General features: G+C 73.6%; 20 protein-coding genes. 2 read left to right on the top strand and 18 right to left on the bottom strand.

Annotation, left to right across the window (positions count from 1 at the left end; translation table 11 throughout):
• The 9 genes from ACN267_RS05410 to ACN267_RS05370 form a co-directional block, all read right to left on the bottom strand.
• Window positions 1-945 carry an alpha/beta fold hydrolase gene (locus tag ACN267_RS05410; RefSeq protein ID WP_421488084.1) on the bottom strand — a complete coding sequence of 315 codons (945 nt, stop codon included), beginning with the start codon at window positions 943-945 and terminating at the stop codon, window positions 1-3.
• Between the two features lie 279 nt (window positions 946-1,224).
• Window positions 1,225-2,139 carry an ABC transporter permease gene (locus tag ACN267_RS05405; protein WP_421488083.1) on the bottom strand — a complete coding sequence of 305 codons (915 nt, stop codon included), beginning with the start codon at window positions 2,137-2,139 and terminating at the stop codon, window positions 1,225-1,227.
• Window positions 2,136-3,464: an ABC transporter permease gene (locus tag ACN267_RS05400; protein WP_421488082.1), complete on the bottom strand. Its 1,329-nt coding sequence runs from the start codon at window positions 3,462-3,464 to the stop codon at window positions 2,136-2,138. Before ACN267_RS05400 ends, ACN267_RS05405 begins: the two co-directional genes overlap by 4 nt.
• Window positions 3,464-5,053 carry an ABC transporter ATP-binding protein gene (locus ACN267_RS05395; protein WP_421488081.1) on the bottom strand — a complete coding sequence of 530 codons (1,590 nt, stop codon included), beginning with the start codon at window positions 5,051-5,053 and terminating at the stop codon, window positions 3,464-3,466. The genes ACN267_RS05400 and ACN267_RS05395 overlap by 1 nt, the downstream gene beginning before the upstream one ends.
• 37 nt (window positions 5,054-5,090) lie before the next feature.
• Window positions 5,091-6,170, bottom strand: a complete 1,080-nt coding sequence (locus ACN267_RS05390) for a BMP family ABC transporter substrate-binding protein (RefSeq protein ID WP_421488080.1) — start codon at window positions 6,168-6,170, stop codon at window positions 5,091-5,093.
• The gene (locus ACN267_RS05385) at window positions 6,167-7,642 is read right to left on the bottom strand and encodes an amidohydrolase family protein (protein ID WP_421488079.1); all 1,476 of its coding nucleotides are present in this window, start codon (window positions 7,640-7,642) and stop codon (window positions 6,167-6,169) included. The genes ACN267_RS05390 and ACN267_RS05385 overlap by 4 nt, the downstream gene beginning before the upstream one ends.
• Window positions 7,639-8,661, bottom strand: coding sequence for a zinc-binding dehydrogenase (locus ACN267_RS05380; RefSeq protein WP_281896499.1), 1,023 nt, complete (start codon window positions 8,659-8,661; stop codon window positions 7,639-7,641). Before ACN267_RS05380 ends, ACN267_RS05385 begins: the two co-directional genes overlap by 4 nt.
• Before the next feature lie 173 nt (window positions 8,662-8,834).
• Window positions 8,835-10,070, bottom strand: coding sequence for a PucR family transcriptional regulator (locus ACN267_RS05375; protein WP_421488078.1), 1,236 nt, complete (start codon window positions 10,068-10,070; stop codon window positions 8,835-8,837).
• Entirely contained in the window at window positions 10,067-11,536 is a 1,470-nt protein-coding gene (locus tag ACN267_RS05370; protein WP_204961591.1) for an aldehyde dehydrogenase family protein, read from the bottom strand. The genes ACN267_RS05375 and ACN267_RS05370 overlap by 4 nt, the downstream gene beginning before the upstream one ends.
• Window positions 11,537-11,608: 72 nt before the next feature.
• Between ACN267_RS05370 and ACN267_RS05365 the strand changes: the two genes are divergently transcribed.
• Together ACN267_RS05365 and ACN267_RS05360 are read left to right on the top strand one after the other, a co-directional pair.
• Window positions 11,609-12,691, top strand: coding sequence for an NAD(P)-dependent alcohol dehydrogenase (locus ACN267_RS05365; RefSeq protein ID WP_204961590.1), 1,083 nt, complete (start codon window positions 11,609-11,611; stop codon window positions 12,689-12,691).
• Window positions 12,692-12,772: 81 nt separating this feature from the next.
• On the top strand, window positions 12,773-15,106 hold the full coding sequence (locus tag ACN267_RS05360; RefSeq protein ID WP_421488077.1) for a cytochrome P450: 2,334 nt from the start codon (window positions 12,773-12,775) through the stop codon (window positions 15,104-15,106).
• Window positions 15,107-15,295: 189 nt separating this feature from the next.
• Here the strand turns inward: ACN267_RS05360 and ACN267_RS05355 are convergent, their stop codons facing one another.
• The 9 genes from ACN267_RS05355 to ACN267_RS05315 all read right to left on the bottom strand — a co-directional run bounded on the left by ACN267_RS05355 (window position 15,296) and on the right by ACN267_RS05315 (window position 24,177).
• A complete protein-coding gene (locus ACN267_RS05355; RefSeq protein WP_204961588.1) occupies window positions 15,296-16,363 on the bottom strand; it encodes a TauD/TfdA family dioxygenase in 1,068 nt (355 codons plus the stop codon).
• Between the two features lie 127 nt (window positions 16,364-16,490).
• Window positions 16,491-16,616 (bottom strand): hypothetical protein, encoded by a 126-nt coding sequence (locus tag ACN267_RS05350; RefSeq protein ID WP_255554102.1) that lies wholly within the window; start codon window positions 16,614-16,616, stop codon window positions 16,491-16,493.
• 214 nt (window positions 16,617-16,830) lie between these two features.
• On the bottom strand, window positions 16,831-17,976 hold the full coding sequence (locus ACN267_RS05345; protein WP_281896467.1) for an RNA polymerase sigma factor: 1,146 nt from the start codon (window positions 17,974-17,976) through the stop codon (window positions 16,831-16,833).
• A 3-nt stretch (window positions 17,977-17,979) separates the two neighbouring features.
• Window positions 17,980-18,387, bottom strand: a complete 408-nt coding sequence (locus ACN267_RS05340; protein ID WP_281896466.1) for a YciI family protein — start codon at window positions 18,385-18,387, stop codon at window positions 17,980-17,982.
• A 130-nt stretch (window positions 18,388-18,517) separates the two neighbouring features.
• Window positions 18,518-19,798 (bottom strand): sensor histidine kinase, encoded by a 1,281-nt coding sequence (locus ACN267_RS05335; RefSeq protein WP_421488076.1) that lies wholly within the window; start codon window positions 19,796-19,798, stop codon window positions 18,518-18,520.
• Window positions 19,798-20,445, bottom strand: a complete 648-nt coding sequence (locus ACN267_RS05330; protein ID WP_239486328.1) for a response regulator transcription factor — start codon at window positions 20,443-20,445, stop codon at window positions 19,798-19,800. Before ACN267_RS05330 ends, ACN267_RS05335 begins: the two co-directional genes overlap by 1 nt.
• A 74-nt stretch (window positions 20,446-20,519) precedes the next feature.
• Complete coding sequence (locus ACN267_RS05325; protein ID WP_421488075.1) at window positions 20,520-21,785, bottom strand: cation:proton antiporter; 1,266 nt, start codon at window positions 21,783-21,785, stop codon at window positions 20,520-20,522.
• Window positions 21,782-23,119 carry a cytochrome P450 gene (locus ACN267_RS05320; protein WP_307821460.1) on the bottom strand — a complete coding sequence of 446 codons (1,338 nt, stop codon included), beginning with the start codon at window positions 23,117-23,119 and terminating at the stop codon, window positions 21,782-21,784. The genes ACN267_RS05325 and ACN267_RS05320 overlap by 4 nt, the downstream gene beginning before the upstream one ends.
• Window positions 23,116-24,177, bottom strand: a complete 1,062-nt coding sequence (locus ACN267_RS05315; RefSeq protein ID WP_421488074.1) for an alpha-hydroxy acid oxidase — start codon at window positions 24,175-24,177, stop codon at window positions 23,116-23,118. Before ACN267_RS05315 ends, ACN267_RS05320 begins: the two co-directional genes overlap by 4 nt.
• Window position 24,178: the final 1 nt, after the last annotated feature.

Below are 24,178 nucleotides of genomic sequence, written 5' to 3'. Positions count from 1 at the left end.
TCAGCGTAGCGACCGGGCCGCCAGGAAGGCCCTGGTCCGCTGGGCGATCTCCGGCGACAGGGTGTGGTGCAGGTAGTGGTCGCCCGTCAGGATGACCACCTCACCGGTGTCGACGCTGGCCGCCTGCTGCTCGTGCAGGGCGACCCAGTCGACCACGTCGGTGTCGTTCGACCGGACGAACAACAGGACGGGCAGCCCCTTCGGGAAGGTCTTCCCGCTGACCGCGGCGAAGTTCGCCGGGGCGTGCTCCATCTCGTCGACCATGGTCGGGGCGGCCGTGTTCTTGGAGGTGAGCAACCGCAACTGTTCCCGGGTCCGCTCGTCGTAGGGCAGGCCCGCGTACGGGTCGTCGGTGATCGCCGCCAGCGCCCGGGTGATGCCGAGCCTGCTCAGGCCGACGATCACGCCGGTCGGGATCGGGTCGTCCCAGCCGGGCTGGTCGGGGACGCTGCTGTCGATGCCGACGAAGGCGACGAGTTCGTCGGGGTAGCTGGCGGCGTAGGTGAGGGCGTAGATCCCGGCGATCGAGTGGCCCATCAACACGTACCGGTCGACGCCGAGGTGCCGCAGCGCCTCGTGCACCTCCCGGGTGATGTTCGCGGCGGTGCGGTCGGTGTCGGCGGGGTCGCTCAGGCCGGTGCCGAACGGTTCGACCGCGACGACCCGGTAGGTGCCCTGGAGTTCCGTGATCAGCGGCTGGAAGTCGAGTCCGGGGGCGGCGGTGCCGAGGCCGGGCAGCAGCACGATCGTCTCGGCACCGCTGCCCGCGACCACCACGTTCATCTGCTTGCCGTCCACGGGGACGAGTTGCCCGTAACGGGTGATCGAGGAGGCTTCCGACTTCGTCGCCACGACGTTCACCACGGCGGTCGTCGCGAGCAGGAGCACCGGCACGGCGACCAGGACGCCGAGGGTGGTGAGCACGACTCGCACGGGCTTTCGCATGGGTTCTTCTTTCGGATCGGCGGCGCATCCGGATCGCTCCCGGGATGCCTGACCAGCCAATCAAGCGCGCGAGGCGCTGCGGAAGTGTCCCGCTGTCACGACCGATCGTGACAAGAAGTCATGGTATGCCCCATGGGACCGCCGGGTCCTCGTGAGCAACGAGAAACGACCCCCACGGCGGGCGGGTGCCGACCCAGGAACCCACACGGCGCAGCGACCGCCACCGGAGGAGGGTGGCCGCTGCGCCGTGTGGGCGGACCGGAGTCGGGGAGTCCCCCGTCAGGTGGTGCCGCGTTGGAACGGTTGGGCCAGCGCTCGGGGTTCGCGGTGGGTGGTGGCGAACACCAGCATCGCCAGCAGGGCCAGCAGGTAGGGCGCGGCGATCAGCAGCTGCGAGTTCATGGTGACCCCGAGCGCCGGCAGCGCCAGCCGCATCGCATCGGCCAGGCCGAAGACGACGCAGCCGATCAGGGTCCGGCCGAGCCGCCAGGCCCCGAAGATGACCGCCGCGATGACCAGGTAGCCCCGGCCGGCGGTCATGTTCTGGTTGAACGAGCCGACCTCGCCGACGGCCAGGTACGCCCCGCCGAGCCCGGCGAGCAGCCCGCACCAGAGCAGCGCCTGCCGCCGTCGCTTGTTGACCTCGATCCCGCTGACGTCGGCGGCCTGCGGGTTCTCCCCCACCGCCCGCAGCTCCAGCCCCCACCGGCTGCGCTCGACCAGCCACCAGGTCAGCGGGATCACCGCCAGCAGCAGATACACCGGCCAGCGTTGCACGAACAGCATCGGTCCGATGATCGGGATGTCCCGCAGCACCGGGACGTCCACCTGCCAGACCTGGTGGCCGGTGAAGGTGCTCACCGTGATCAGGTAGCTGGTCAGGCCGAGCACCAGCGCGTTGAGCACCAGGCCGACGACGAACGTGTTGATCTGCACCCGGTGCGACAGGACGCCGTGCACGAACGCCACCGCCACCCCGACCAGCGCGCCGGCCACCAGGCCGACGGTGGCGCTGCCGGTGGCGCTGGCGACCGCGATCGAGCCGAACGCCGCGCCGAGCATCATCGCCTCGACCGAGATGTTCAGGGTGCCGGCGCGCTGGGCGACGTACTCCCCGCAGGCAGCGAAGGCCAGGGGCACGGTGAGCCGGGCCCCGCTGGAGAGGATGGTGGCGATGTTGTCGGCGGCGCTCATGCCAACCTGCCTTCCATGGCGTCCTTGGTGCCGGCGGTCCCGGCGTCGCCGGGGTCCCCCGGTCGTGGCGCGGTGGTCCGGGGGCCGGGCACCGGGGCCGTCGAGGGGGCCGGTGCCGCCGGGGCGGACCCGGCAACCGGGGCCGACATGTCGACCGGGTCGGTCGACGCGGCGGCCGGCGGAACCGTCGGGGTGGTGGGGGCCGCCGGCTGGTCGGCCAGGCGGCGTCGGCGCAGCATGCCGATCACCACCGGGGGTGCGACGAACGCCAGCACCAGCAGTGCCTTGACCACGTCGACCAGGAACGACGGCACGCCGGTGGCGGCCAGGAAGCTGCCGCCGGCCCGCAGCACGCCGAACAGCACCGCCACCGGGATGGCCAGCAGCGGGTTGTTCCGGGCGACCAGGGCGACCAGCAGGCCGTCCCAGCCGATGTTGAGCGACATCCCCGGCTGCAACCGGTTGGTGCCGACCGGACTGGTCAGCAGCAGCGCCCCGGCCAGGCCGGCCAACGCGCCGGAGATCGCCAGGGCGATGCCGCCCAGGGCGCCGACCCGCACCCCGGCGTGCCGGGCCGCCGCCGGATTGAGACCGACCATCTTCAACCGGAAACCCCAGCGGGTACGCGCCATCACCAGCGCCAGCACCACCGCCACCACGACGGCCAGCACCAGACCGCCGTTGAGCTGGAGGTTCGGGTATTCGCCGAGGGAGGTGAGCCGGGCGTTCTCCGGCACCGGGTTGGACTGCGGGGACAGTGTGCCCCGGCCCAGCCGGGACTCCTGGAGCAGCCACGGGGTGTTCACCGCGAACGAGATGAGCTGCTGGGCGAGGAACGTCATCAGCATCGTGCTGACCACGACGTTGACGCCCCGGAACCGGTACATCAGCGCGCTGAGCCCGGCCCAGACGCCGGCACCGACCACCGAGGCGAGCAGCACCAGCACCAGCAGCAGCGGTCCGGGTACGGCCAGCCGCAGGCCGACCCACGCGCCGGCGAGCGCGCCGATCAGCACCTGCCCCTCCTGGCCGATGTTGAAGAAGCCGGAGCGGGCGCTGACGCACGCCCCGACGGCGACCAGCAGCAGCGGCGCGACGTACAGCAGGGAGGTGGACCAGGCCGCCGGGGACGCCATGCTGCCCTGGTAGAGGGCCTTGGTGGAGGCGGTCGGTGAGCCGCCGGTGACCGCGATCAGCAGGGCGGACAGGCCGAGCGCGACGCCGATCGTGGCGACGGTGGCGAGGCCGACCTGCCAGCCACCGGGGCCGGGGTTGAGCCGACGCAGCAGCCGCTGGCCGGTGCCGTCGATACCGAGGGTGGCCATCAGTGACTCACCCCGCCGACCAGCATGCCGAGCCGCTCGGCGGTGGCCTCGGCGGTGGGGAGCACCCCGACGATCCGGCCGGAGGAGATCACCGCGATCCGGTTGGCCAGGGCCATCACCTCCTCCAGTTCCGTGGAGATCAGCAACACCGCCACCCCTTCCGCGGCGGCCTGCCGCAGCCGCACGTACATGTCTTCGATCGCGCCGACGTCCAGCCCATGGGTCGGTTGGGCGGCGACCAGCGCCTTCGGCCCGGCGGACAGTTCCCGGGCCAGCACCACCCGCTGCTGGTTGCCGCCGGAGAGGCTGCGCAGCGGGGTGTCCGGCGAGGGGGCCACGATGTTGAACTCGACCATCTGCCGCTGGGCGATCCGGTGCATCCGCCGCCGGCTGAGCACCCCGCGTGAGCTGACCCCGGCGAGGGACTTCATCACCAGGTTCTCGGCGACGCTCATGTCGAGCACCACGCCGGAGTGGTGCCGGTCCTCGGGCACGATGCCGAGCCCGGCGGTGTGCAGCGCGCCGGGCCGCACCAGGTCGACCGGCCGGCCGTCGAGCTCGACGGTGCCGGAGTCGGGGACGAGCAGCCCGGACAGCAGCTCACCGACGGTGGCCTGGCCGTTGCCCTCGACGCCGTACAGGCCGACGATCTCGCCGGGGGCGACGTCGAGGCTGAGCTTGTCCAGCACCGGCAGGCCGCCGACGAGCAGGGTCACCTCGCGCAGCCGCAGTGCCGCCGGCTGCTCCGGCGCTGCCGGGTCGCCGGCCGCCGGGGCGGCACCGGTGGCGACGCCGTCGACCGGTTCGGGACGTTCGACGGGCAGCAGGCCCAGCGCCGCGCTCTCGGACTGCAACGACACCTCCCGGCCGACCATCTGCCGGGCGAGTTGCTGGGCGGTGGTGTCCTTCGTCGCGCCGTGGAACGCCACCGCGCCGCGCCGCAGCACGGTCACCCGGTCGGTGGCCGCCATGATCTCGGCGAGCTTGTGGCTGATCAGGATGACCGCCCGCCGTTCCGCCTGCACCACCCGGCGCAGCACGGTGAACAGCTCCGCCGACTCGGCCTGGGTGAGCACCGAGGTCGGCTCGTCCAGGATCAGGATGGACGGGTCACGGCGCAGGCACTTGATCAGTTCGACCCGCTGCCGTTCCCCGGCGGAGAGCCGGTCGACCCGCACGTTCGGGTCGATGGGCAGCCCGTAGCGGCGGGACACCTCCTCGACCTGGGCGCAGGCCGCCGCCCGGTCGATCCGCCCGGTGTCGCCGAGGATGACGTTCTCCCAGACGGTGAGCGGTTCGATCAGGCTGAAGTGCTGGTGCACCATGCCCAGGCCGAGGTCGGCGGCGACCTGCGGACTGTCGATCTCGACCGGTTCGGTGCCGCGCGTGATGGTGCCGGCGTCGCGGTGTACCAACCCGAGCAGGATCTTCATCAGGGTCGACTTTCCGGCCCCGTTCTCGCCGAGCAGGCCGTGGATCTCGCCGGGTCGTACGGCGAGATCCACGGCGTCGCAGGCGACGACCGGACCGTAACGCTTGCTGACCCCGCGCAGGGTGAGAGCCGGCGTCAGCTGGTCGTCAACGTCCACAGTCCGTTTCACCTCGTTGGTCGTCGGGCAGCGGGGGTCAGGAGCCGAGCTTGGCGACCGTCGCGGCGGTGTCGGTCTTGCCGCTGGCCACGTCGGCGACGAAGGCGTCCATCTTCTGGGTCTGCTCCGGGGTCGCCTTGCAGATCTTGACGGCCGGGTACGGGTCCTTGCCCAGCTCCCACTTCTTGGTGGTGCCGAGGGTCATCTCACCCTTGGCGAACAGCTCCAGCGCGGCGGCGAAGTACGCGCCCGGGTCGAAGATGACCGAGATGTCGAAGCGCGGGTCGGTCGAGTCGCACCGGTCGGTGCCCGGGGTCAGGGTGAGCGCGCCGCCGGTGTTGGCCAGCTTGGCGGCGGCGTCGGTGGCCCCGCCCAGGTACGGGTAGACGACCTTGACGCCCTGGCTGATCTGCGCCTGGACGGCCTCCCGGGCCTTCGCCGAGTCGTTGAAGTCACCGGTGTAGGTGGTCACCAGGGTCGCGTTCGGCACCACCATCCGGATGCCGGCCTTGTACGCCTTGGCGGCGTTGACCGAGAAGTCGGCCTCCATGCCGGTGACGAAGCCGGCCTTGGTGGCGTTCTTCTCCTGCATGACCAGGCCGGTGGCGTACCCGGCGGCGAGCATGCTCTGGTTGGGGTCGTCGCTGGACAGCGTCACCCGGGGCGTCTGCGGGATGTTCTCCGACGACGGCACGTACCAGGAGGTCTTGGCGCAGACCGGCTCCTCGGAGGCCGGGATGGCGTCCTTGAGCTCGGAGGCCCCGAGCGCCACCATGTCCACGCCCTGCTGACACAGCGCGCGGGCGGCGCTGAGCGCCTCGGTCGGCGGCACGTTGCCGCGCTTGATGACCTGCCAGCCCTTCTCGGTGGCGAACTTCTCGGCACCGACGACGAAGCTCTCGTAGTAGCCGTTGTCGTTGATGTCGCCGGGGCTGAGCACGCCGATGACGACCTTGCCGTCACCGTTGGCGTCGGGCTGCCCGGCGGGGGCCGTACCGCTGCTGGCCGACCCTCCCGCCGACGGCGCGGTCGCGTCGTTGCTCGCGCAACCGACCAGGGCGAATCCCAGCGCTCCGGCGAGCAGCGCCGCCGGACCCCGAGCAATCCTCATTGTCATGGTGCTTTCCCTTCACGTGGGGTCGGCGCGCCGCCCGGCACGGACCGGCGCGCGGAGAACTCGGTCGCTGGCACGCTGGGCCAGCGAGGGGGGATGTCGATGCCGACCCGGCGCAGCAGGGCGGCCCGACGCTGGGCGGCCTCCTCGCGCAGGGCGTCGACGTCGACGGTGGTGATCCGCCGGTCGCGGACCACCAGCCGGCCGTCGACCAGGACGTCCCGGACGGTGTGCCCGGCCGCGCCCCAGACGAGCTGGGTGGGCAGGTCACCGCGCGGAATCCAGGGGATGGTCCGGGTGTCGAGCAGCACCAGGTCGGCGGCCTTGCCGACCTCGATCGAGCCGGTCAGTGCCCCGAGCCCGACGGCGGCGGCGCCGTCGACGGTGGCCAGGGCGAAGACCTCGTCGGCGCGCAGCGGGTCGGGGACGCCCCGGTCCCGCTCCAGGCCGGCGAAGAGTCGGGCGGCCCGCCACAGGTCGGGGGTGTCCCCGGCGTTGTGCGAGTCGCAGCCCAGCGCGAGCCGGCCGCCGGCCCGGTGCAGGGCGGTGTGCCGGCCGGCCCGGGTGAAGCCCTGGCCGAGCCGCAGGTAGGCCCCTGGGCAGGAGGCGACGGCGGTGCCGGTCCCGACGAGCGCGTCGACCTCGGCGTCGTCGAGCCACACCGCGTGGCCGAGCAGCAGCCGGGGGCTGAGCACGCCGAGGTCGGCCAGGTGGCGTACCGGCCGGGCCCGGCCGGCGGCGGCGTAGGCGGCGGCGTCCTCGGGGCCGGGCGACAGGTGCCAGGTCATGCCCACGTCGAGCCGGTCGGCCAGCTCCGCCGCGCCGGTGAACAGCGCGTCGCTGACCAGGTCGTGCCCGACCAGGGTGATCCAGCCGGTGACCAGCGGGTCGCCGGCCAGGGCGGCGACGGTGTCGGCCTGCACGGCGAGGGTGTCGGCGGCCGGCATGGCGTACGGCGCGTCGGGGGCGTCCCACCCCCAGCCGCCGACCCGGGCCCGGATGCCGGCGGTACGCAGCCCGGCGGCGACCCGCAGCGGGTGCGCCACCGTGCCGGGTTCCAGCAGGGTGGTGACCCCGTAGCTGAGCGACTCGACGGCGGTGAGGGTGGCCGACAGTTCGTCGTCGTCGCCGGTGACCGCGGCGTGCAGCGGCACGATCCAGTCGAAGATCGCCTGCTGGGCCGGGACGTCGTCGGGGATGCTGCTGCGCACCAGCGGGTCGGCGGTGGTGTGCTGGTGGGCGTTGACCAGGCCGGGGACGACCACGCAGCCGGTGGCGTCGAGTTCGGGGCTGCCCGGGTACGCCGCGCGCAGGGTCGCCGCCGGGCCGATCGCGGCGATCCGGCCGTCGACCACGGCGATCGTGCCGCCGGGGACGACCGCCCGGTCGGGGGCCATGGTGACGATCTCGGCGTCGACGATCAGCAGGTCCGCCGGGCGGGGGTCGGCGGGGGTCGCCGTCGGGGTGGTGGTCATGGCCGGACGAGGATCTTGCCGACGAGGTCGCCGGACTCCTGCCGGGCGTACGCCTGCGCCAGGTCGGTCAGGGGGTACTCCGCGCCCCGGAGCACCCGCAGGCCGCCGGCGAAGTAGGCGTCGAGCATGTCGGCGAAGTCGGCCGGGCGGTACGCCCCCGCCCCGAGCAGCCGCAGACCGCGCCGGTAGACGTCGGAGAGGGAGAAACTGACCTGGTCGCCCGTGGTGTTGCCGAGCAGCACGATCCGGCCGCCGGTGCGCAGGCTGGCCAGCGAGGTGGCCCAGGTGGCGGTGCCGACGTGGTCGACGACCAGGTCGACGCCGTGGCCGTCGGTGTGCTCGCGTACCCGCTCGACGGTGTGCTCGTCGAGGTCGAGCACGTCCGCGCCGAGGTCGGCGGCGACGGCCCGCTTGGCTTCGGTACGCGCCACCGCGAGCACCCGGGCGCCGGCCCGGCGGGCGAGTTGGACGGCGGCGATGCTGACCGCGCTCGTGGCGGCCTGCACCAGCACCCACTCCCCGGGGCGGACCGCGCCGACGCGGTGCACGGCGTGCCAGCCGAGGCTCCACGCGGTGGGCAGCGCGGCGGCCTCGGCGAGGTCGACGTGGGCGGGCACCCGGTGCACGACGGTGGCCGGGACGGTGACGTACTCGGCGAAGCCGCCGGGGCGGTTCCCGCCGACCACGGCCAGCGTGGCGCAGTAGCCCGGTTGGCCGTCCTTGCAGGTGGCGCAGCCTCCGCAGCCGATCGTCGGGTCGATCAGCACCCGGTCGCCGGGGCGTACCGTGGTGACCTGCGGTCCGACGGCGTCGACCTGGCCGGCGACGTCCATGCCGCCGATGTGGGGCAGCTGGAAGCCGGGCAGCAGGGCGGTGCGCCGCTGGAGCAGGTCGAGGCGGTTGACGGCGGCGGTGTGCACCCGGACGACCACGTCGGCCGGGCCCGGCTCGGGATCGGGCAGGTGCCGCAGGCTCAGCACCTCGGCGCCGCCGAAACCGGTCTGGACCATCGCCCGCATCGCAACCTCCCCCACGGTCTACCAGTCAATATGGCGTCTTGCATTGTGATTCTCGCTGCTTGGGGTCGTACTCTGCCTGCGGGGCGGCGGCGTGTCAACGGCTTGCCGCAAAAGAGGCGGAACGGTTAACGAAGGCGGGCGTCCAGGCTGTTCACAGGCCACCCACCAGGGGATCAACCGGCCTCGGACGCGGCCAGCAACTCCCTGGCGACAAGCGCCGTACGCAGCACCGCCACCGTCTGCGGGTCGAGCGGATCCACACCCAGCAGCCGCTTGATCAGGCCGACCCGGTAGCCCACCGAGTTGCGGTGCAGGTGCAGCCGTTCACTGACCGCCTGCCGGCTGCCCCCGGTGGCCAACCAGCAGTCCAGGGTGCGCAGCAGGTCGTCGCGGTGGGCGATCGGCCCCAGGTGCCGGTGCACGAACCAGCGCAGCCGCTCGTCCGGCACCGCCAGCAGGACCTGCGCCAGCCCGGCCTGCCCGAACGGCAGCTCGGGCCGCTCGTCCGACGAACGCAGCAGCAGCCGCAGCAGCCGGTCCGCGTCGCGGAACGAGGCCGCCGTCCGGGCCGGCCCGGTCACCAACGCCCCGGCGACCACCCGGACCTGCCCGGGGCCGACGATCTGGTCCAGCCGGGCCCGCAGCCGGGTCACCTCGCGCTCCACGTCACCGTGCAGCAGGGTCCAGGCCAGCCGCCCCTCGGCCAGCACGGGCCGGTCCAGCCAGCTCAGCGCGGACGCCCAACGGCGCTGCTGTTCCCCGGTGTACGCGATCCCGGCGACGGCGTGCGGCTGGTCCAGCCGCCAGCCGTGCACCGCACCGGCCCGCAACAGATCCGCCTCGCCCATCCAGGGCGTCGTCGACGCTCCGGCCGGCCCGCCGGGGCCGTCGCGCAGGGCCCGCAGCACCGTCGCGGCGTCCCGTACGGCAGCCGGCGGCGACTCGTGCCGGACCGCCTCGATCAGCAGCGCGGTGGTCGCCGCCGCCGCCAGCTCCCACTGCCCGGTCGAGACCGGCTCGGCCAGCAGCAGCGCGCCGATCCGCCGGGGTCCCGCGCCGACCGCCACCGCCCGGCCGGTCCACCCGTCGGCGCAGCGGACCGTGGCCGGCACGCCCCCCGGCGGCCCCGCCCCGCCGGTCCGACCGGCGGCCAGGGCGCGGCGGACGTCGTCCGGTGCGGCGTCGCGCCCCGGACCACCCGTGCCGTCGCTGTCGGCGAGCAGTTCCCCCGTCTCGGCGACCAGCCGGCAGGCCGCGCCGGTCCGCTGCGCCACCGCAGCCAGCAGTTCCGGCCAGCCGGCGCCGCCGAACGCGAGTTCGGCGAGCCACTGGGCGAACGCGGCAGGTGGGGGCGCGGCGGCGACGGCCAGCCGCGGGCGGGCCGCCGCCAGCTCACCCGATCGGCTCACGCCGACGGTCGGTCGAGCAGCCGGACCGCGACGGCCTTCTCCTGGGTGTACTCGCGCAGCGCCGCGTAGCCGCCGCCCCGGCTGAAGCCGCTCTCCTTCTGCATGTTGAACGGGAAGCCGATCACCCCGGCGTCGTGGAACTGGTTGACCGCCACCTGCCCGGCGCGGGCCTGCCCGGCCACCCGCAGCGCGCGCGACACGTCGGTGGTCCAGATGCAGGCCAGCAGACCGAAGTCGGTGTCGTTCATCATCGCCACCGCCTCGTCGACGCCCCGGAACCCCTGCACCGCCAGCACCGGGCCGAAGATCTCCTCGCGGGCCAGCCGCATGTCCGAGTCGACCTGGTCGAAGACGGTGGGGGCGACGTACCAGCCGTCGTCGAACGCGGCGGTGGCCGGCTCGCCGCCGACGACCAGCCGGGCCCCGGCGGCCGGGGCCTCGGCCAGGAACCCCCGGACCCGCTCGTACTGGGCCTGGCTGACCAGGGGGCCCATGTCCAGGTCCTGGTCCCAGGGGCCGGTCCGGACGGCCGCCATGCCGGCGGCGACCCGCTCGACCACCTCGGCCCGGATCGACTCCTCGACCAGCAGTCGGGAGCCGGCGTAGCAGTTCTGCCCGGCGTTCTCGGTGATCGAGGCGATGATCGCCGGGATCGCCGCGTCCAGGTCGGCATCGGCGAAGACCACGTTCGGGGACTTGCCGCCCAGTTCCAGCTTGACCGGGACGAGGTGCTGCGCGGCGGCGCGCATGACGGACCGGCCGGTCACCGTCGAGCCGACGAAGCTGATGTGGTCGATGTCGGCGTGCCCGGTGAGCGCCACCCCGGCCTCGGGACCGAGGCCGGTGACCACGTTGAGCACGCCCGGCGGCAGGCCGGCCCGGCGGCCCAGCTCGGCCAGCGCGAACGGCGACAGCGGCGCGACCTCGGACGGCTTCAGCACCACCGTGTTGCCGGCGGCCAGGGCCGGGGCGACGTTGGCGGCGGTGAGCACGGCCGGCACGTTCCACGGGATGATCACCGCGCAGACGCCGTACGGCTCGGGCCGGGTGTAGCCGAAGTAGTCGGGCGTACGGGTGGGCAGGGTGACCCCGGTGAGCTTGTCGGCGGCCCCGGCGAAGTAGTCGACGATGCCCTGGGTGATGTACATGTTGAGCCGCCCGCCGGAGCGGGGTTTGCCCACGTCACGCGCCTCGTACGCGGCGAGTTCCTCGACGTGCTCGCCGATCAGCGCGGCCCAGCGCGAGAGGATCGCGCCGCGCTCGCTGGGCGAGGTGGCCGCCCAGCCGGGGGCGGCCCGGCGGGCGGCGGCGACGGCGTGGTCGACGTCCACCTCGCGGGCGCGGGCCACCGACTGGATGGGCTCCCGGGTGGCGGGATCGAGCACCGGCAGCTCACCGCCGTCGGCCGCGGGGGTCCAGTCGCCGTCGACGAGCTGGCGGGCGGTGGGAATGTCCAGGTCAGCCATGTGCGAATCCTTGACCCTTCACGTTTCGCATGTCAAGATGCAATCTCGCTTTATGAGTCACTAGGAGGGCGCGTGCGGATCACAGCGGCGGTGCTGGAGAGCGCGGGAGGGCCGTTCACCCTCCAGCAGATCGACCTCGCCGACCCGGGGCCGGACGAGGTGCTGGTCCGGGTGCACAGCGTCGGGATCTGCGCCACCGACCTGGAGTTCGCCAACTTCTTCCCCACCCCGGCGGTGCTCGGCCACGAGGGCAGCGGGGTCGTCGAGCAGGTCGGCGAGCGGGTCACCGGCGTCTCCCCGGGCGACCACGTCGCGATGAGCTTCACCTCCTGCGGCGACTGCCCGCTGTGCCGGGGCGGAAACCCCGCCTACTGCCGCCAGTTCGACGCGGTCAACTTCAGCGGCCGACGGCCGGACGGCAGCTCGGCGCTGTCGCGCGACGGGCAGCAGGTCAACGGCCACTTCCTGGGCCAGTCGTCGTTCGCCAGTCACGTGGTCGCCCCGGCCCGCGCGGTGGTGCCGATCAGCAAGGAGATCGACCTGGGCGTGGTCGGACCGTTCGGCTGCGGTTTCGGCACCGGCGCCGGCGCGGTGCTCAACGTGCTGCGCCCGGAGGTCGGCTCCTCGCTGGTGGTCTTCGGCGCGGGCGCGGTGGGCGTGGCGGCGATCCTGGCCGCGCGGGCGGCCGGCTGCGCCGTCGTCGCCGCCGTCGACGTCAACACCGGCAAGCTGGACACGGCCCGGCTGCTCGGCGCCACCCACGGGGTGAACTCCACCGAGGGCGACCCGCGCGAGCTGCTGACCGCCATCGCTCCGCACGGCTTCGACGTCGCGATCGACACCACGGGCCGGGAGGACGTGCTGCGGCTCGCCGTCGAGTCGCTCGGCCCGCTCGGCCGGTGCGGCGTGGTGGGGATCGGCCCGAGCGAGCAGATGAGCTTCGAGTGGCGCAGCGTGCTCAACGGCCGCAGCATCACCGGCATCATCGGCGGCAGCAGCCTGCCGCAGGTGTTCCTGCCCAAGCTGCTGGACCTGCACGCCGCCGGCAACTTCCCGGTGGACCGCCTGATCACCCGGTTCCCCTTCACGCAGATCAACGAGGCGGTGGCGGCGCTGCGCTCCGGCGAGGTCGGCAAGGCCGTCCTGACCCTCTGAGCGGGGACACCACCCACCCCATCGACGCTTCTGCATCTCATCGTGAAACATTGTCTCGCAATGTGAGCGACATTACCCTTGGTGTCAGACCCACACCCAGTGGCGCGGCTGGGCAACACCGCGCAGCGTCCCGCACCTGTGGAGCACGTCCCGATGACCGAACAGCAGCGCACTGCCCCGGCCGGCACGCAGACCGCGACCGAAGACCGGCCCGTCGCGCCCTTCGACCACCACTCGGCCGAGTGCAACACCGACCCGGTGGGCTACTACCGGGAGTTCCGCCAGACCTGCCCGGTCGGCCGGACCGACGCGCACGGCGGCTTCGTCTACACCACCCGGTACGCCGACGTGGTGCGGATCGCCCGCGACGACGACACCTTCTCCTCCGCCCGCGCCACCGCCGGGGGTGACGGCACCGCCATCGTCATCCCCCGGGGCCCCGGCCTGGAGCAGTACCCGATCGAGCTGGACCCGCCCGCCGCGACCGGCTACCGCGACCTGATCAACCCGCTGCTCACCCAGGACGCGGTGGCCGAGCTGGCCCCGATGGTCGCCCGGCACACCACCCGCGTGGTGGATGCCTTCATCGCCGAGGGGTCGGTGGACTTCGTCCGCGACCTGACCAACCCGCTGCCGGCCGCCGTCACCCTCGACTGGCTGGGCTTCCCCGAATCCGACTGGGCCAAGCTCGCCGGCCCGATCCACGACATCTTCGCCGCGCTGCCCGGCAGCGAACGCGCCGTACGCGGGGCCGCCGGCCTGGCCTACCTCGACCAGCGCATCCGCGAGCTGATCGTCGAGCGGCGGGCCGTGCCGACCGGCGACGCGGTGAGCTACCTGGCCGCCCAGCGCCGCCCCGACGGGGAACTGTTCGACGCCGACGAGCTGGTCTCGGTCATCGGGCTGCTGATCGCCGGCGGGGTGGACACCACCACCTCGCTGACCGGCTCCACCCTGGTGCACCTGAGCCGGCACCCCGACGACCGGCAACGCCTGATCGACTCCCCCGACCTGCTGCTCACCGCCACCGACGAGTTCCTGCGGGTGTTCGCCCCGTCCCAGTCGATGGCCCGTACCGTCCGCACCGACACCGAGGTCGGCGGCTGCCCGGTCAGCGCCGGTGAGCGGGTGCTGATCCCCTGGGTCGCGGCCAACCACGACCCGGCGGTCTTCCCCGACCCGGAGCAGCTGCGGCTGGACCGCGACGCCGCCCGGCACCTGAGCTTCGGCATCGGCAGCCACCGCTGCGCCGGTGCCCACCTGGCCCGGCTGATGTTCCGCGAGATGATCACGCAGGTGCTGACCCGGCTGCCCGACTTCCGGGTGGTGGAGGAGGGGCTCGTCGCCTACCCCACCCGGGGCAACCAGAGCGGTTGGGACGCGATCCCGGCCGTCTTCACCCCGGGTCCCCGCCGCGACGCCGACGCGGCGGGGACCCGGCCCACCGCCAGCCTGACCGGCGACCGGGAACTGGTCATGGCGGGCACCGCCACCGCCACCGACGACGTGCTGGAGGTCCGCCTGGCCGACCCGACCGGCGCGGAACTGCCGCCCTGGACGCCCGGCGCGCACCTGGAGGTGCGGCTGCCGTCCGGGCGGGTCCGGCAGTACTCGCTGTGCGGCGACCCGGACGACACCCGGCACTACCGGATCGCGGCCCTGCGCGAGCCCGCCGGCCGGGGCGGTTCGGTGGAGCTGCACGCGCTCGCCCGCGCCGGCGTCACCCTGTCGGTACGCGGCCCGCGCAACCACTTCCCGCTCGTCGACGCCCCCGACTACCTCTTCCTGGCCGGGGGCATCGGGATCACCCCGATCCTGGCGATGGCCCGCGAGGCCGACCGCCGGGGCGTGCCGTTCCGGCTGGTGTACGGCGGTCGCAGCCGGGCCTCGATGGCCTTCGTCAACGAGGTGACGGCGCTCGCCGGTGACCGGGTGACCCTGCTGCCGCAGGACGAGACCGGCCTGCCCGACCTCGGCGCGCTGCTCGACTCCACCGGGCCGGACACGGCCGTCTACTGCTGCGGGCCCGCCGGCATGATCGACGCGTTGGAGCGGGTCTGCGCCGCGACCGGCCGGTCGGAGCGGCTGCACGTCGAACGGTTCACCGCCGGGGACGACCTGGAGGTCGCGTTCGACCCCGCGGCGAACACCGAGTTCGAGGTGCACCTGGCGCGGACCGGGGCGACCCTGCGGGTACCCCGCGACCGTCGCATGATCGACGTGCTGCGCGAGGTCGTGCCGGGCCTGACCTACGACTGCGAGAAGGGCTACTGCGGCGCGTGCGAGACCCGGGTGCTCGCCGGCACGCCGGAGCACCGCGACTCGCTGCTGACCGAGCAGGAGCGTACGGCCGGGCGCAGCATGATGATCTGCGTCGGGCGGTGCCGCTCGGAGCGGCTGGTGCTGGACCTGTAGGTCCTGTCCGGACGGGTCGGCCCAGGTCCCAGGGCCGGCCCGTCCGGACGTCCGTCCCCGGTGGTCGTCAGGCCGCGTTCGCCAGCGCGTCGAACGTGACCGCCCGGCCGTACGGGTGACCGCACGCGGACGGCCCGCCGCGCCACGACACTGGGGCGCTGCGGGCCGTCCTGACGAGGGGCCGGTGGGTCAGTTGCCCCACTCGAAGTTGGGCTCGACCGCCTCGGCGATGCGGAACCGGCCGCCCGGCGCGATCTCGCTGCCGCGCTCGGTCACCACGTGCTTGCCGAACCCGTCGACCAGCGGCCGACCGACGTCGCGCTTGAGCCACAGCCGCAGCAGGTGCCGGCGACGCTCCGGCTCCGGGAAGTCGACGTAACCGGTACGCGAGTGCAGGGCGGCGTAGTTCAGCAGCCACTGCACGTCGCCGGGCTGGAAGTCCATGTCCAGGGCCAGGCCGGGGGCCTGGGACACCTCGTCGTAGAGGTGCAGCAGCTCGATCTGCGCCTCGGTGAGCCGGGGCACCTCCGGGTAGTCCTGCGCCGAGAAGATCATCGAGCTGCCGGCGTAGGTGCTGAACACGCCGTCGACGTAGCTGCAGATCGGCGAGGTGTAGGTGCGTGCCGGGGCGTCCGGGTCCTGCCGGTGCCAGTCCCAGTGCCACGACTCGAACAGCAGCGGCGCGAGGTCGGGCCGCCGGCGCAGGATCTCGTTGTAGATCGTGGTGCCGCTGACCAGGCTGCTCGCCCCGCCGGCCTTGGCCGCCCGCAGGCACATCAGCGCGACCACGTCGGAGCTGTCGGAATGGAACGGCAGCCGGTCGCGGACCCGCGACGGCAGCGCCGACGGGTCGTCGAGGGTCTTGTTGGAGGTGGCGATGACGTGGTCGAGCACGTCACCCATCTGGTTCTGCCCCATCGGCACACCGAGGTGCAGCCCCATCAGGAAGAAGATCGCCCCGGCGAGGGTGTCGCCGTACTCCTCCGTACGCAGGCCCCGGACCAGGATGAAGCCGCGTCCGGAGTCGAGCTGGCGGGCGCATTCCTCGTTGAGGCCGGCGCAGGCCGGCAGCGGGTAGTCGGCGGCGGTCACCGTACGCAGGTCGGGGTTGTCGGCGACGAACTGGCGGCCGACGGTCTCCAGTTCGGCGCGCTCGGCGTCACTGAGCTGGTAGACCCACTCGGTCGAGGTGCGCAGCTCGTCGCCGCGCCAGGCGGACGGGCCGGAGATGGGGGCGAGATCGATTGCGGTGGTCATGATGATGCGCTCCGAGGTTCGGTTCTGCGGAAACGGGTCGGTGTCCCGGGCGGGCGGTGCCGCCACCGGGCTGATCAACGACGTGGGCGCTCGCCGCGTCCCGGGCGGGAGGCGGCGGGCCGATCCATCAGAACGGGGTCTGCGGGTCCCCGGCGGCGGTCCCGGGGCGCATGCCCTCCCGCGGCGGGTGGACCCGCAGCGGCTCCTCGTAACCGCGCACCAGCAACCCAGAGCCTTGCGGAACTCGGATCATGGCGTTCTCCTGCGGCTGGCGATGATCGGTCCAGGCTAACCAACCCCCGCCGCAACGTCAACAGAGACACCATCTCGCAATACGATCTATTCTCGTCCCCGGACGGCCCGTCGCGCCGTACCGCCCCGGGCGGCCAGCGGCTCGGCCAGCAGCAGCCCGGTGACCACCGACGACGCCGCCGTCAGCCCCGGGTCCCGGGCGGGCGCACCGGAACTCAGCCGGGCAGGCGGGCGTTGAGCCGGGCGGCCTGGCGGATCAGATGGTCGCGTTCGGCGAGGTGGGCGGCCCGGTGGGCAGCCTCGGCGTACCACCGGGCCGCCGTCACCGGATCACCGGCCCGCTCGTGCAGGTACGCCGTCACCGCCGCGTGGCGGGGCACCGCCGGGTCCACCGCCGCGAGGGCCGCCAGCCCCGCCCGCGCCCCGTCGGCCTCCCCGACGGCCACCGCCCGGTTGAGCCGCACCACCGGGCTGTCGGCCAACCGCACGAGTTCGTCGTACCACTCGACGATCTGCACCCAGTCGGTCTCGGCGGCGACGGGCGCGTCGGCGTGCAACGCGGCGATGGCCGCCTGGGCCTGGAACTCGCCCAACCGGTCCCGGGCCAGCGCCGCCTGCAGGATGCGGACCCCCTCGGCGATCGCACCGGTGTCCCACCGGCTGCGGTCCTGCTCCGCGAGCGGGACCAGACCGCCGTCGGGCGTGGTCCGGGCCGCCCGCCGCGCGTGGTGCAGCAGCATCAGGGCGAGCAGCCCGGCCACCTCCGGATGGTCGACCAGCACGGCGAGCTGCCGGGTGAGCCGGACCGCCTCGGCCACCAGGTCGACGTCACCGGAGTAGCCCTCGTTGAAGACCAGGTAGAGCACCCGCAACACGGTGGTGACGTCGCCGGGCCGGTCGAGGCGCACCCCGGCCACCGTGCGCTTGGCCCGGCTGATCCGCTGCGCCATGGTCGCCTCCGGCACCAGGTAGGCCCGGGCGATCTGGCGGGTGGTCAGCCCGCCGAGGGCACGCAGGGTCAACGCGACAGCCGACGACGGGCTCAGCGACGGATGGGCGCACAGGAAATAGAGCCGGAGCGTGTCGTCCACCTCCGACGTCGGCCCCGGCACCGGTTCCTCGACGACGAGATCCTCGCGCCGACGGCGGGCGGCGTCCGCCCGGCCCGCGTCGAGGAACCGGTGCCAGGCCACGGTGACCAGCCAGCCCTTCGGGTCCCGGGGCGGGTCGGCCGGCCAGACGTCCAGCGCCCGGACCAGCGCGTCCTGCACGGCGTCCTCGGCCGCCGCGAAGTCCGCCCCGCGCCGCACGAGCACCCCGATCACCTCCGGGATGAGCCGGCGCAGCAGGTCACCGTCCACCTGTCACTCGGTGACGGTCGGCGGCGCGGTCAGGAACGGGCGCAGCTCCAGCCACTCGTGGATCGGCCTCCCACCCGCCCCCGGCGCGGCGGACAGCTCCCCGGCCAGCTCGACGGCCCGGTCGTAGCTGTCCACGTCGATCACCATCCACCCGGCGACGAGATCCTTGGTCTCGGCGAACGGCCCGTCGGTGACCGGCGGACGGCCCGGCCCGTCGTACCTGACGAACGTCCCCTCGGGGGCGAGGGCCTGACCGTCGACGAACTCGCCGGTGCCCTCCAGCCGGGCCGCGAAGTCGTTCATGTATTGCACGTGGGCGGTGACCTCCTCGGGCGTCCACTTGTCCATCGGGACGTCGTTGACCGCGGGTGGGGCACCCCGGTAGTGCTTGAGCAGCAGGTACTTTGCCATCAGGTCTCTCCTCGGTGCCGGCGCGACCCCCATTCTGGCCGCGTTCACCCCGGGGACGACGCCGGTCCGTCGTTCTCGACATCGGTGGCGGAACTTTTTCTCCGGCCGGAGTGTCGGGACCCGGCACGGCTCACCTGTCGACAAGTTGCCGGACCCGCAGGCGGCGGATACCCGAGGCCCGCTCCGGCACCTCGGGCGACCGGGTGGCGGGCAGCCGGACGGTGAAGACCGCCCCCCGGTGCGGCCGGCCCTCGGCTTCGATCGTGCCCCGGTGGCTCGTCACGACCTCCTGGAGCAGGGCCAGCCCCAGCCCGAACCGGTGCTCACCGGAACCCCCGCCCCGGTGGAAGCGGTCGAAGATGCGCCGCGCGTCGGCCTGGTCGAACCCGACCCCGGTGTCGGCGACCACGAACTCGACGTAGTCGCCGCCGGCCCGCAACGACACGTCGATCCGGCCGCCGGGCGGGGTGTGGGCGAGCGCGTTCGCCAGCAGCTCACCGGCCACCCGGCGCAGCGCCGACGCGACCCCCGGCACCGGCAGCGACCCGTCGGGCAGGTCGGCGGCGAGGGTGACCTGCCGTTCGGCGGCCCGTTCCGTCTCGGCGGCGACGGCCGCCCCGACGAGCGCGGTCAGGTCGACCGGAGGGTACGGGCGGCGGTCGGCGGGAGCGGCGGCGAGCTGGGCGGAGAGCAACAGGTCGTCGACGATCTCGCCCAGCCGGCGGGTGCCGCCGATCAGCCGGTCGAGATCCTCCAGGCTGGTGACGCCGCCCCCGGTCCGCGCCCGCCGCGCCATCAACTGGGCGCGGATGTGCACCTGGGCGATCGGGGTCCGCAGCTCGTGGCTGGCGTCGGCGATGAACCGCCGCTGCCGGGTCAGCGCCTCGGCCAGCGGTGCGACGGCCCGCCGCCCGACCAACGCGCCGGTCAGCACCGCGACGAACAGCCCGACCGTGGCGGCGAGGCTGAACGCCAGCAGCAGGTGCCGGCGGTCGGACAGTTGGAACCGCGCGTCGAACACCGCCTGCACGACCACCCCGTCGCTGCGTGACTCGGTGCGCACGTGGTAGGTGGTGCCGTTGCGGGTCACGGCGGTGACCTCGGTGATCCCGGTGGCGGCCACCGACCGCAGCGCCCCGGTCAACGGGAAACCCGCAGGCGGCGGGTTGAGACCGGTGTCGGTGGTCAGCCCGTTGTACCGGAACACCCAGCTGCACGCCGGCGGACCGGGGATGGTCGCGTGCCGGGTGCCCCAGGCCAGCTCCCGGTGGATCTGCGCCTCCTGGCTGCGGACCAGGACGGCGTACGAGATGCCGCCGGCCAGCAGCAGCAGGGCGCTGATGGCCAGCCCCACCAGCAGCCCGATCCGCAGTCGGGCCCGGCGTACCATCGACTGCTCAACCAGCTCCATCACAGCGCTCCGAGTCGGTAGCCGAGCCCGTGCACGGTACGGATCACCGACCGGCCGAGTTTGCGGCGCAGGTAGTAGACGTAGGTGTCGACCAGCGACGTCGCGGCGGCCTCGTCGAAGACCCGGCGGCGCAACTCACCCCGGGAGTGCACGGTGCTCGGCCGGGCCGCCAGCACCCTCAGCAGCTCGAACTCCCGGGCGGACAGCGCCACCCGGGTGCCGTCGGCCAGCACCACGTCGTGCGAGGTCAGGTCGAGCCGCCCGGTGCCGATGCGCAGCACGGTGGTGGACTCCGCGCCGCGCCGGCACAACGCCCGGACCCGGGCGCTCAGCTCGTCCAGGTCGAACGGCTTGCCGAGGTAGTCGTCGGCGCCGGCGTCCAGCCCGGCGATCCGGTCACCTACCCCACCGAGCGCGGTGAGCATCAGCGCCCGGGTCGGGACGGCCCGGGACCGCAGCCGGGCGACCAGGTCGAGACCGTCCAGCACCGGCAGCATCCGGTCCACGACCAGCACGTCGTAGCTGCGGGTGAGCCCCAGGTGCAGGCCACGCTGGCCGTCGGCGGCCCGGTCGACGAGGAACCCCTCACAGCTCAGTGTCTCGGTGAGCAGGTCGGCCAGTTCCTCGTCGTCCTCGACCAACAGCAACCGGTTAGGTCCTCCCCCGTGCATGCCTCCACAATCCCACAGGGCAGGCCCAAAAAGTGATAACTATCTTTTTGTCATTTCACCGTGGCGAGTGCCGGTGTCCGGACGGCGTCGCCCCGACGGGCCTCCCGGCGCTCGATCCAACTCAGCAGCGGAGTCGTCATCATCGTGGTGATCAGCGCCACCAGCACCAGCACGGTGAACAGCGAGGCGTTCACGATGCCCGCCTCCAGACCGACGTTGAGCGCGATGAGCTGCATCAGACCCCTGGCGTTCATCAACGCGCCCACCCGCAACGCGACGCCCTGCGACTCGCCCCGGAGCCGGGCCGCCGCCCAGCAGGCACCGAACTTGCCGACGATCGCCGCCGTCACGCAGGCCACCGCGAACAGCAGCACCGGCGCGCTGCCCAGCAACCCGAACTCCGTACGCAGCCCCGAATAGGTGAAGAACAGCGGTAGGAAGACCGTCGCGGCGACCGGGGTGAGGGTGTCCACCACCCGGTCGGTGTTGGCGGTGTGCGGCATCACCACGCCGACCGCGAACGCGCCGAACACCGCGTACAGGCCGATCTCGTCGGTGTACCAGGCGACCAGGAAGAGCAGGGCCACCGTGCCGAGCACGCGGGCGGAGTCGTTGAGGCGGGAACTGGTCATCAACGCCGTGGTCACCCGCGGCCCGCACAGCCAGAGCACCAGCGCGAACAGCACCGCCCCACCGGCGGTGACCACCGCCGGCCCGGCCCGGCCGGAGGCGAACGCCAGCACCACGGCCAGCATGATCCAGGCGACCATGTCGTCGAGCGCGCCACTGGCCAACGACAACGTGCCGTGCCGGGTGCCGGCCTGTCCGCGTTCGGTGATGATCCGGGCCAGCATCGGGAAGGCGGTGATGGCCAACGCCACCCCCACGAACGCGGCCGACACCCCGATCGACGTCCCGTCGGCCCGCATCGGCACGGCGTCCGCGGTGACCACGACCAGCCCCACCCCGAGGACCAGCGGCGCGGTCACCCCGGCCAGCGACACCAGGCCGGCGGTGCCGACCAGGCCGGTGACCCGGTGGGCGCTGAAGGCGTACCCGGCCTGGAACATGAACAGCACCAGGCCGACCTGGCCCACCACGTACAGGACCGGCAGCAGCGCGGCCGGGAACAGGGCGTCCTTCACCTCCGGCAGCACGAACCCGAGCAGCGACGGGCCCAACAGCACACCGGCGAGCATCTCGCTGACCACGGCGGGCTGCCCCACCCGGCCGAGCAGCCAGGCCACCGCCTTGCAGAAGATCAGGATCACCGCGACCGCGATGAAGAACCGTGGAGCCAACTGGGTGGGGGTCACCGGACCGCCTCCTCGAAGTAGTTGGTGCACAACCGTTGTCGCCGGGCGTCGACGACCATCCAGGCGCCGAACACCAGTTGCCGGACACCGCGCCCCACGTCGGCCCAGCGGTCCCGCCCCCGCATCGCGGCCAACCGCAGCCACCCCGGACCGGCCACCCCGGCCGGGGTCAGGTACGCCGGACCCCGGCTGGGCAGCGACCGGCTGTGCGCGGCCGAGGACGCCAGGGCGTACCGGCGCAACACCTCGCGGGTCGCGGCGCGCAGCATCACCGGCGCGACCCCGCGCGCCGGGCAGGCCCGGTTCGCGGTGACGCCGTACGGGATGAACCGGGCGTCGCGGCGGCGCAGCGTGCGCCACCGGTCCGGGTCGAACCGTTCGTCGCCGGCCGGTCCGCTGCGCTGGAAGGCCAGGTAGTTGAAGAGCAGCACCGACCCAGCCGGCAGGGTCACTCCGGAGGGCAACCCGATCGGCGCGGAGGTGATCCGGTGCGCGACGCCGAACAGCGGGTGCAGCCGCAGCGTCTCGTCGATCACCCGGTCCAACGCGTCGTCGTCGTCCAGACCCCGTTGCAGGTCCGGCCGGTTGGCCAGGGCCAGCAGCACGTGCGCCATCGCCTCGGACATCTGCACCACCGCCGTGGTGCCGAACGCGCCGTGCAGGTACCAGGCCGTCTCCTCGGTGGTGAACGGGGCCGGCAACGTCACCGGGCAGGTGCCCGCCTCGACCCGCCCACGCAGGTAGCGGGTCAACGGGTCCCGCCGGTCCATGTGCCGCAGCCCGGTGCACTTCAGCGCGGCGGCCACGTCGGCGGCGTTGGCGACGAACAGCGCCCGGACCTCCGGCGGGCACACCTCACCGAAGATCAGCTCGTGGTAGACCTCCGCCCACACCGGCATCATCAGGTCCCGCAGCCGGACGTGGACCCGCCCGGCCGGCAACTCGTCGAGCACCCGCCGGGTGGCGGCGGTGGCCAGCGCGTCGGCGCGCTGGGGTCGCACCGCGAGCACCTGCCGGGTCACCCCGGCCACCGTCCGGTACCGCTCCCCCGGCTCCAGGTGCTCCTGGTGCATGTGCGGGCCGGGCGACAGCCAGTACCAGAACAGGTCGGACAGGCCGGCGCCCCGGCTGCGCCCGTCAGCCGCCGGATCGGCGTACAGCCGCTCGAAGTCCTCGACGTCGACGAGCGGGCCGGGCACCGGGATGCCCTCCCCGCCGTTGACCCGGGCGAACACCCACTGCCGCAGCCGCACCACCGCCGCCGGCAGCCACCCGGGCAGGGTCCAGGCCACCCCGAGCACGACCAGCGCGCCGCACAGCACCGGCGCGCTCACGCCGGGGCTCCCGTGGTGACCAGATCGGCGCTCAGGTCCCCCGGCCGTGCGGCACCCACCAGCGCCAACGCCCGGTCGAGGTCGGCGCGCAGCAGGTCGAGCACGTGCCGCACCCCGGCCGCGCCGCCCACCGCCAGCCCCCACAGCACCGGACGGCCGACCAGCACGGCCGTCGCCCCGAGCGCCAACGCGACCAGCACGTCGACGCCGCGCCGCAGGCCACCGTCGACCAGCACCGGCAGCCGCCCGCCGACGGCCGCCACGACGGCCGGCAACGCGTCCAGGGTGGCCGTCACCCCGTCGAGTTGCCGGCCGCCGTGGTTGGAGACCACCACCCCGTCCACCCCGTGCTCGACGGCCAGCCGGGCGTCCTCGGGATGCAGCACCCCCTTGAGCAGGATCGGCACGGTGGTGAGCCGGCGCAGCCGGGCGACCAGCTCCCAACCCACCCGGGCGGTCATCTCGATATCCCGGACCCGGCCGTCCGCGTCACGCATGTTCTCGCAGACCAGGCCGGGTGGCAGGTCGACGAATCCGTGCCGCAGGTCGCGCTCGCGCCGACCGAACACGGGCGAGTCGACCGTCACGACCAGGGCCCGGCAGCCGGCGGCCACCGCCCGCCGGACCACGGTGGTGGTGAACTCCAGGTCGGTGTGCGGGTAGAGCTGGAACCACAGCGGCCCGCCGGCCGCCGCGATCTGCTCGACCGGCCGGGTGGCCGCCATGCTCACCACCATGACCGTGCCGGCGTCGGCGGCGGCCCGGGCGGTGGCCAGCTCGCCGTCGGGGTGGGCCAGCCGGTGGAACGCGGTCGGCGCGACCAGCACCGGCATCGAGACCTCGCTGCCGAGCAACGAGATCCGCAGGTCCCGGTCGCCGGTGCCGCGCAGCACCCGGGGCACCAGGAAGCGCCGGGCGAAGGCCGCCTCGTTGGCCCGCAGGGTCCGCTCGTCGCCCGCGCCGCCGGCGAAGAAGTCCCAGTGCACCGGGTCGAGGCGACGCCGGGCGACGGTGGCCACGTCGGCCAGGTTCAGCGCCACCTCGTCGAGGGCCGGCACG

The sequence above is a fragment of the Micromonospora sp. WMMD734 genome (assembly GCF_049178975.1).
GTDB classification, from domain to species: domain Bacteria; phylum Actinomycetota; class Actinomycetes; order Mycobacteriales; family Micromonosporaceae; genus Micromonospora; species Micromonospora wenchangensis.
Note: the sequence above shows the minus strand (reverse complement) of the source record. Positions and strands in the feature narration are given on the sequence as shown.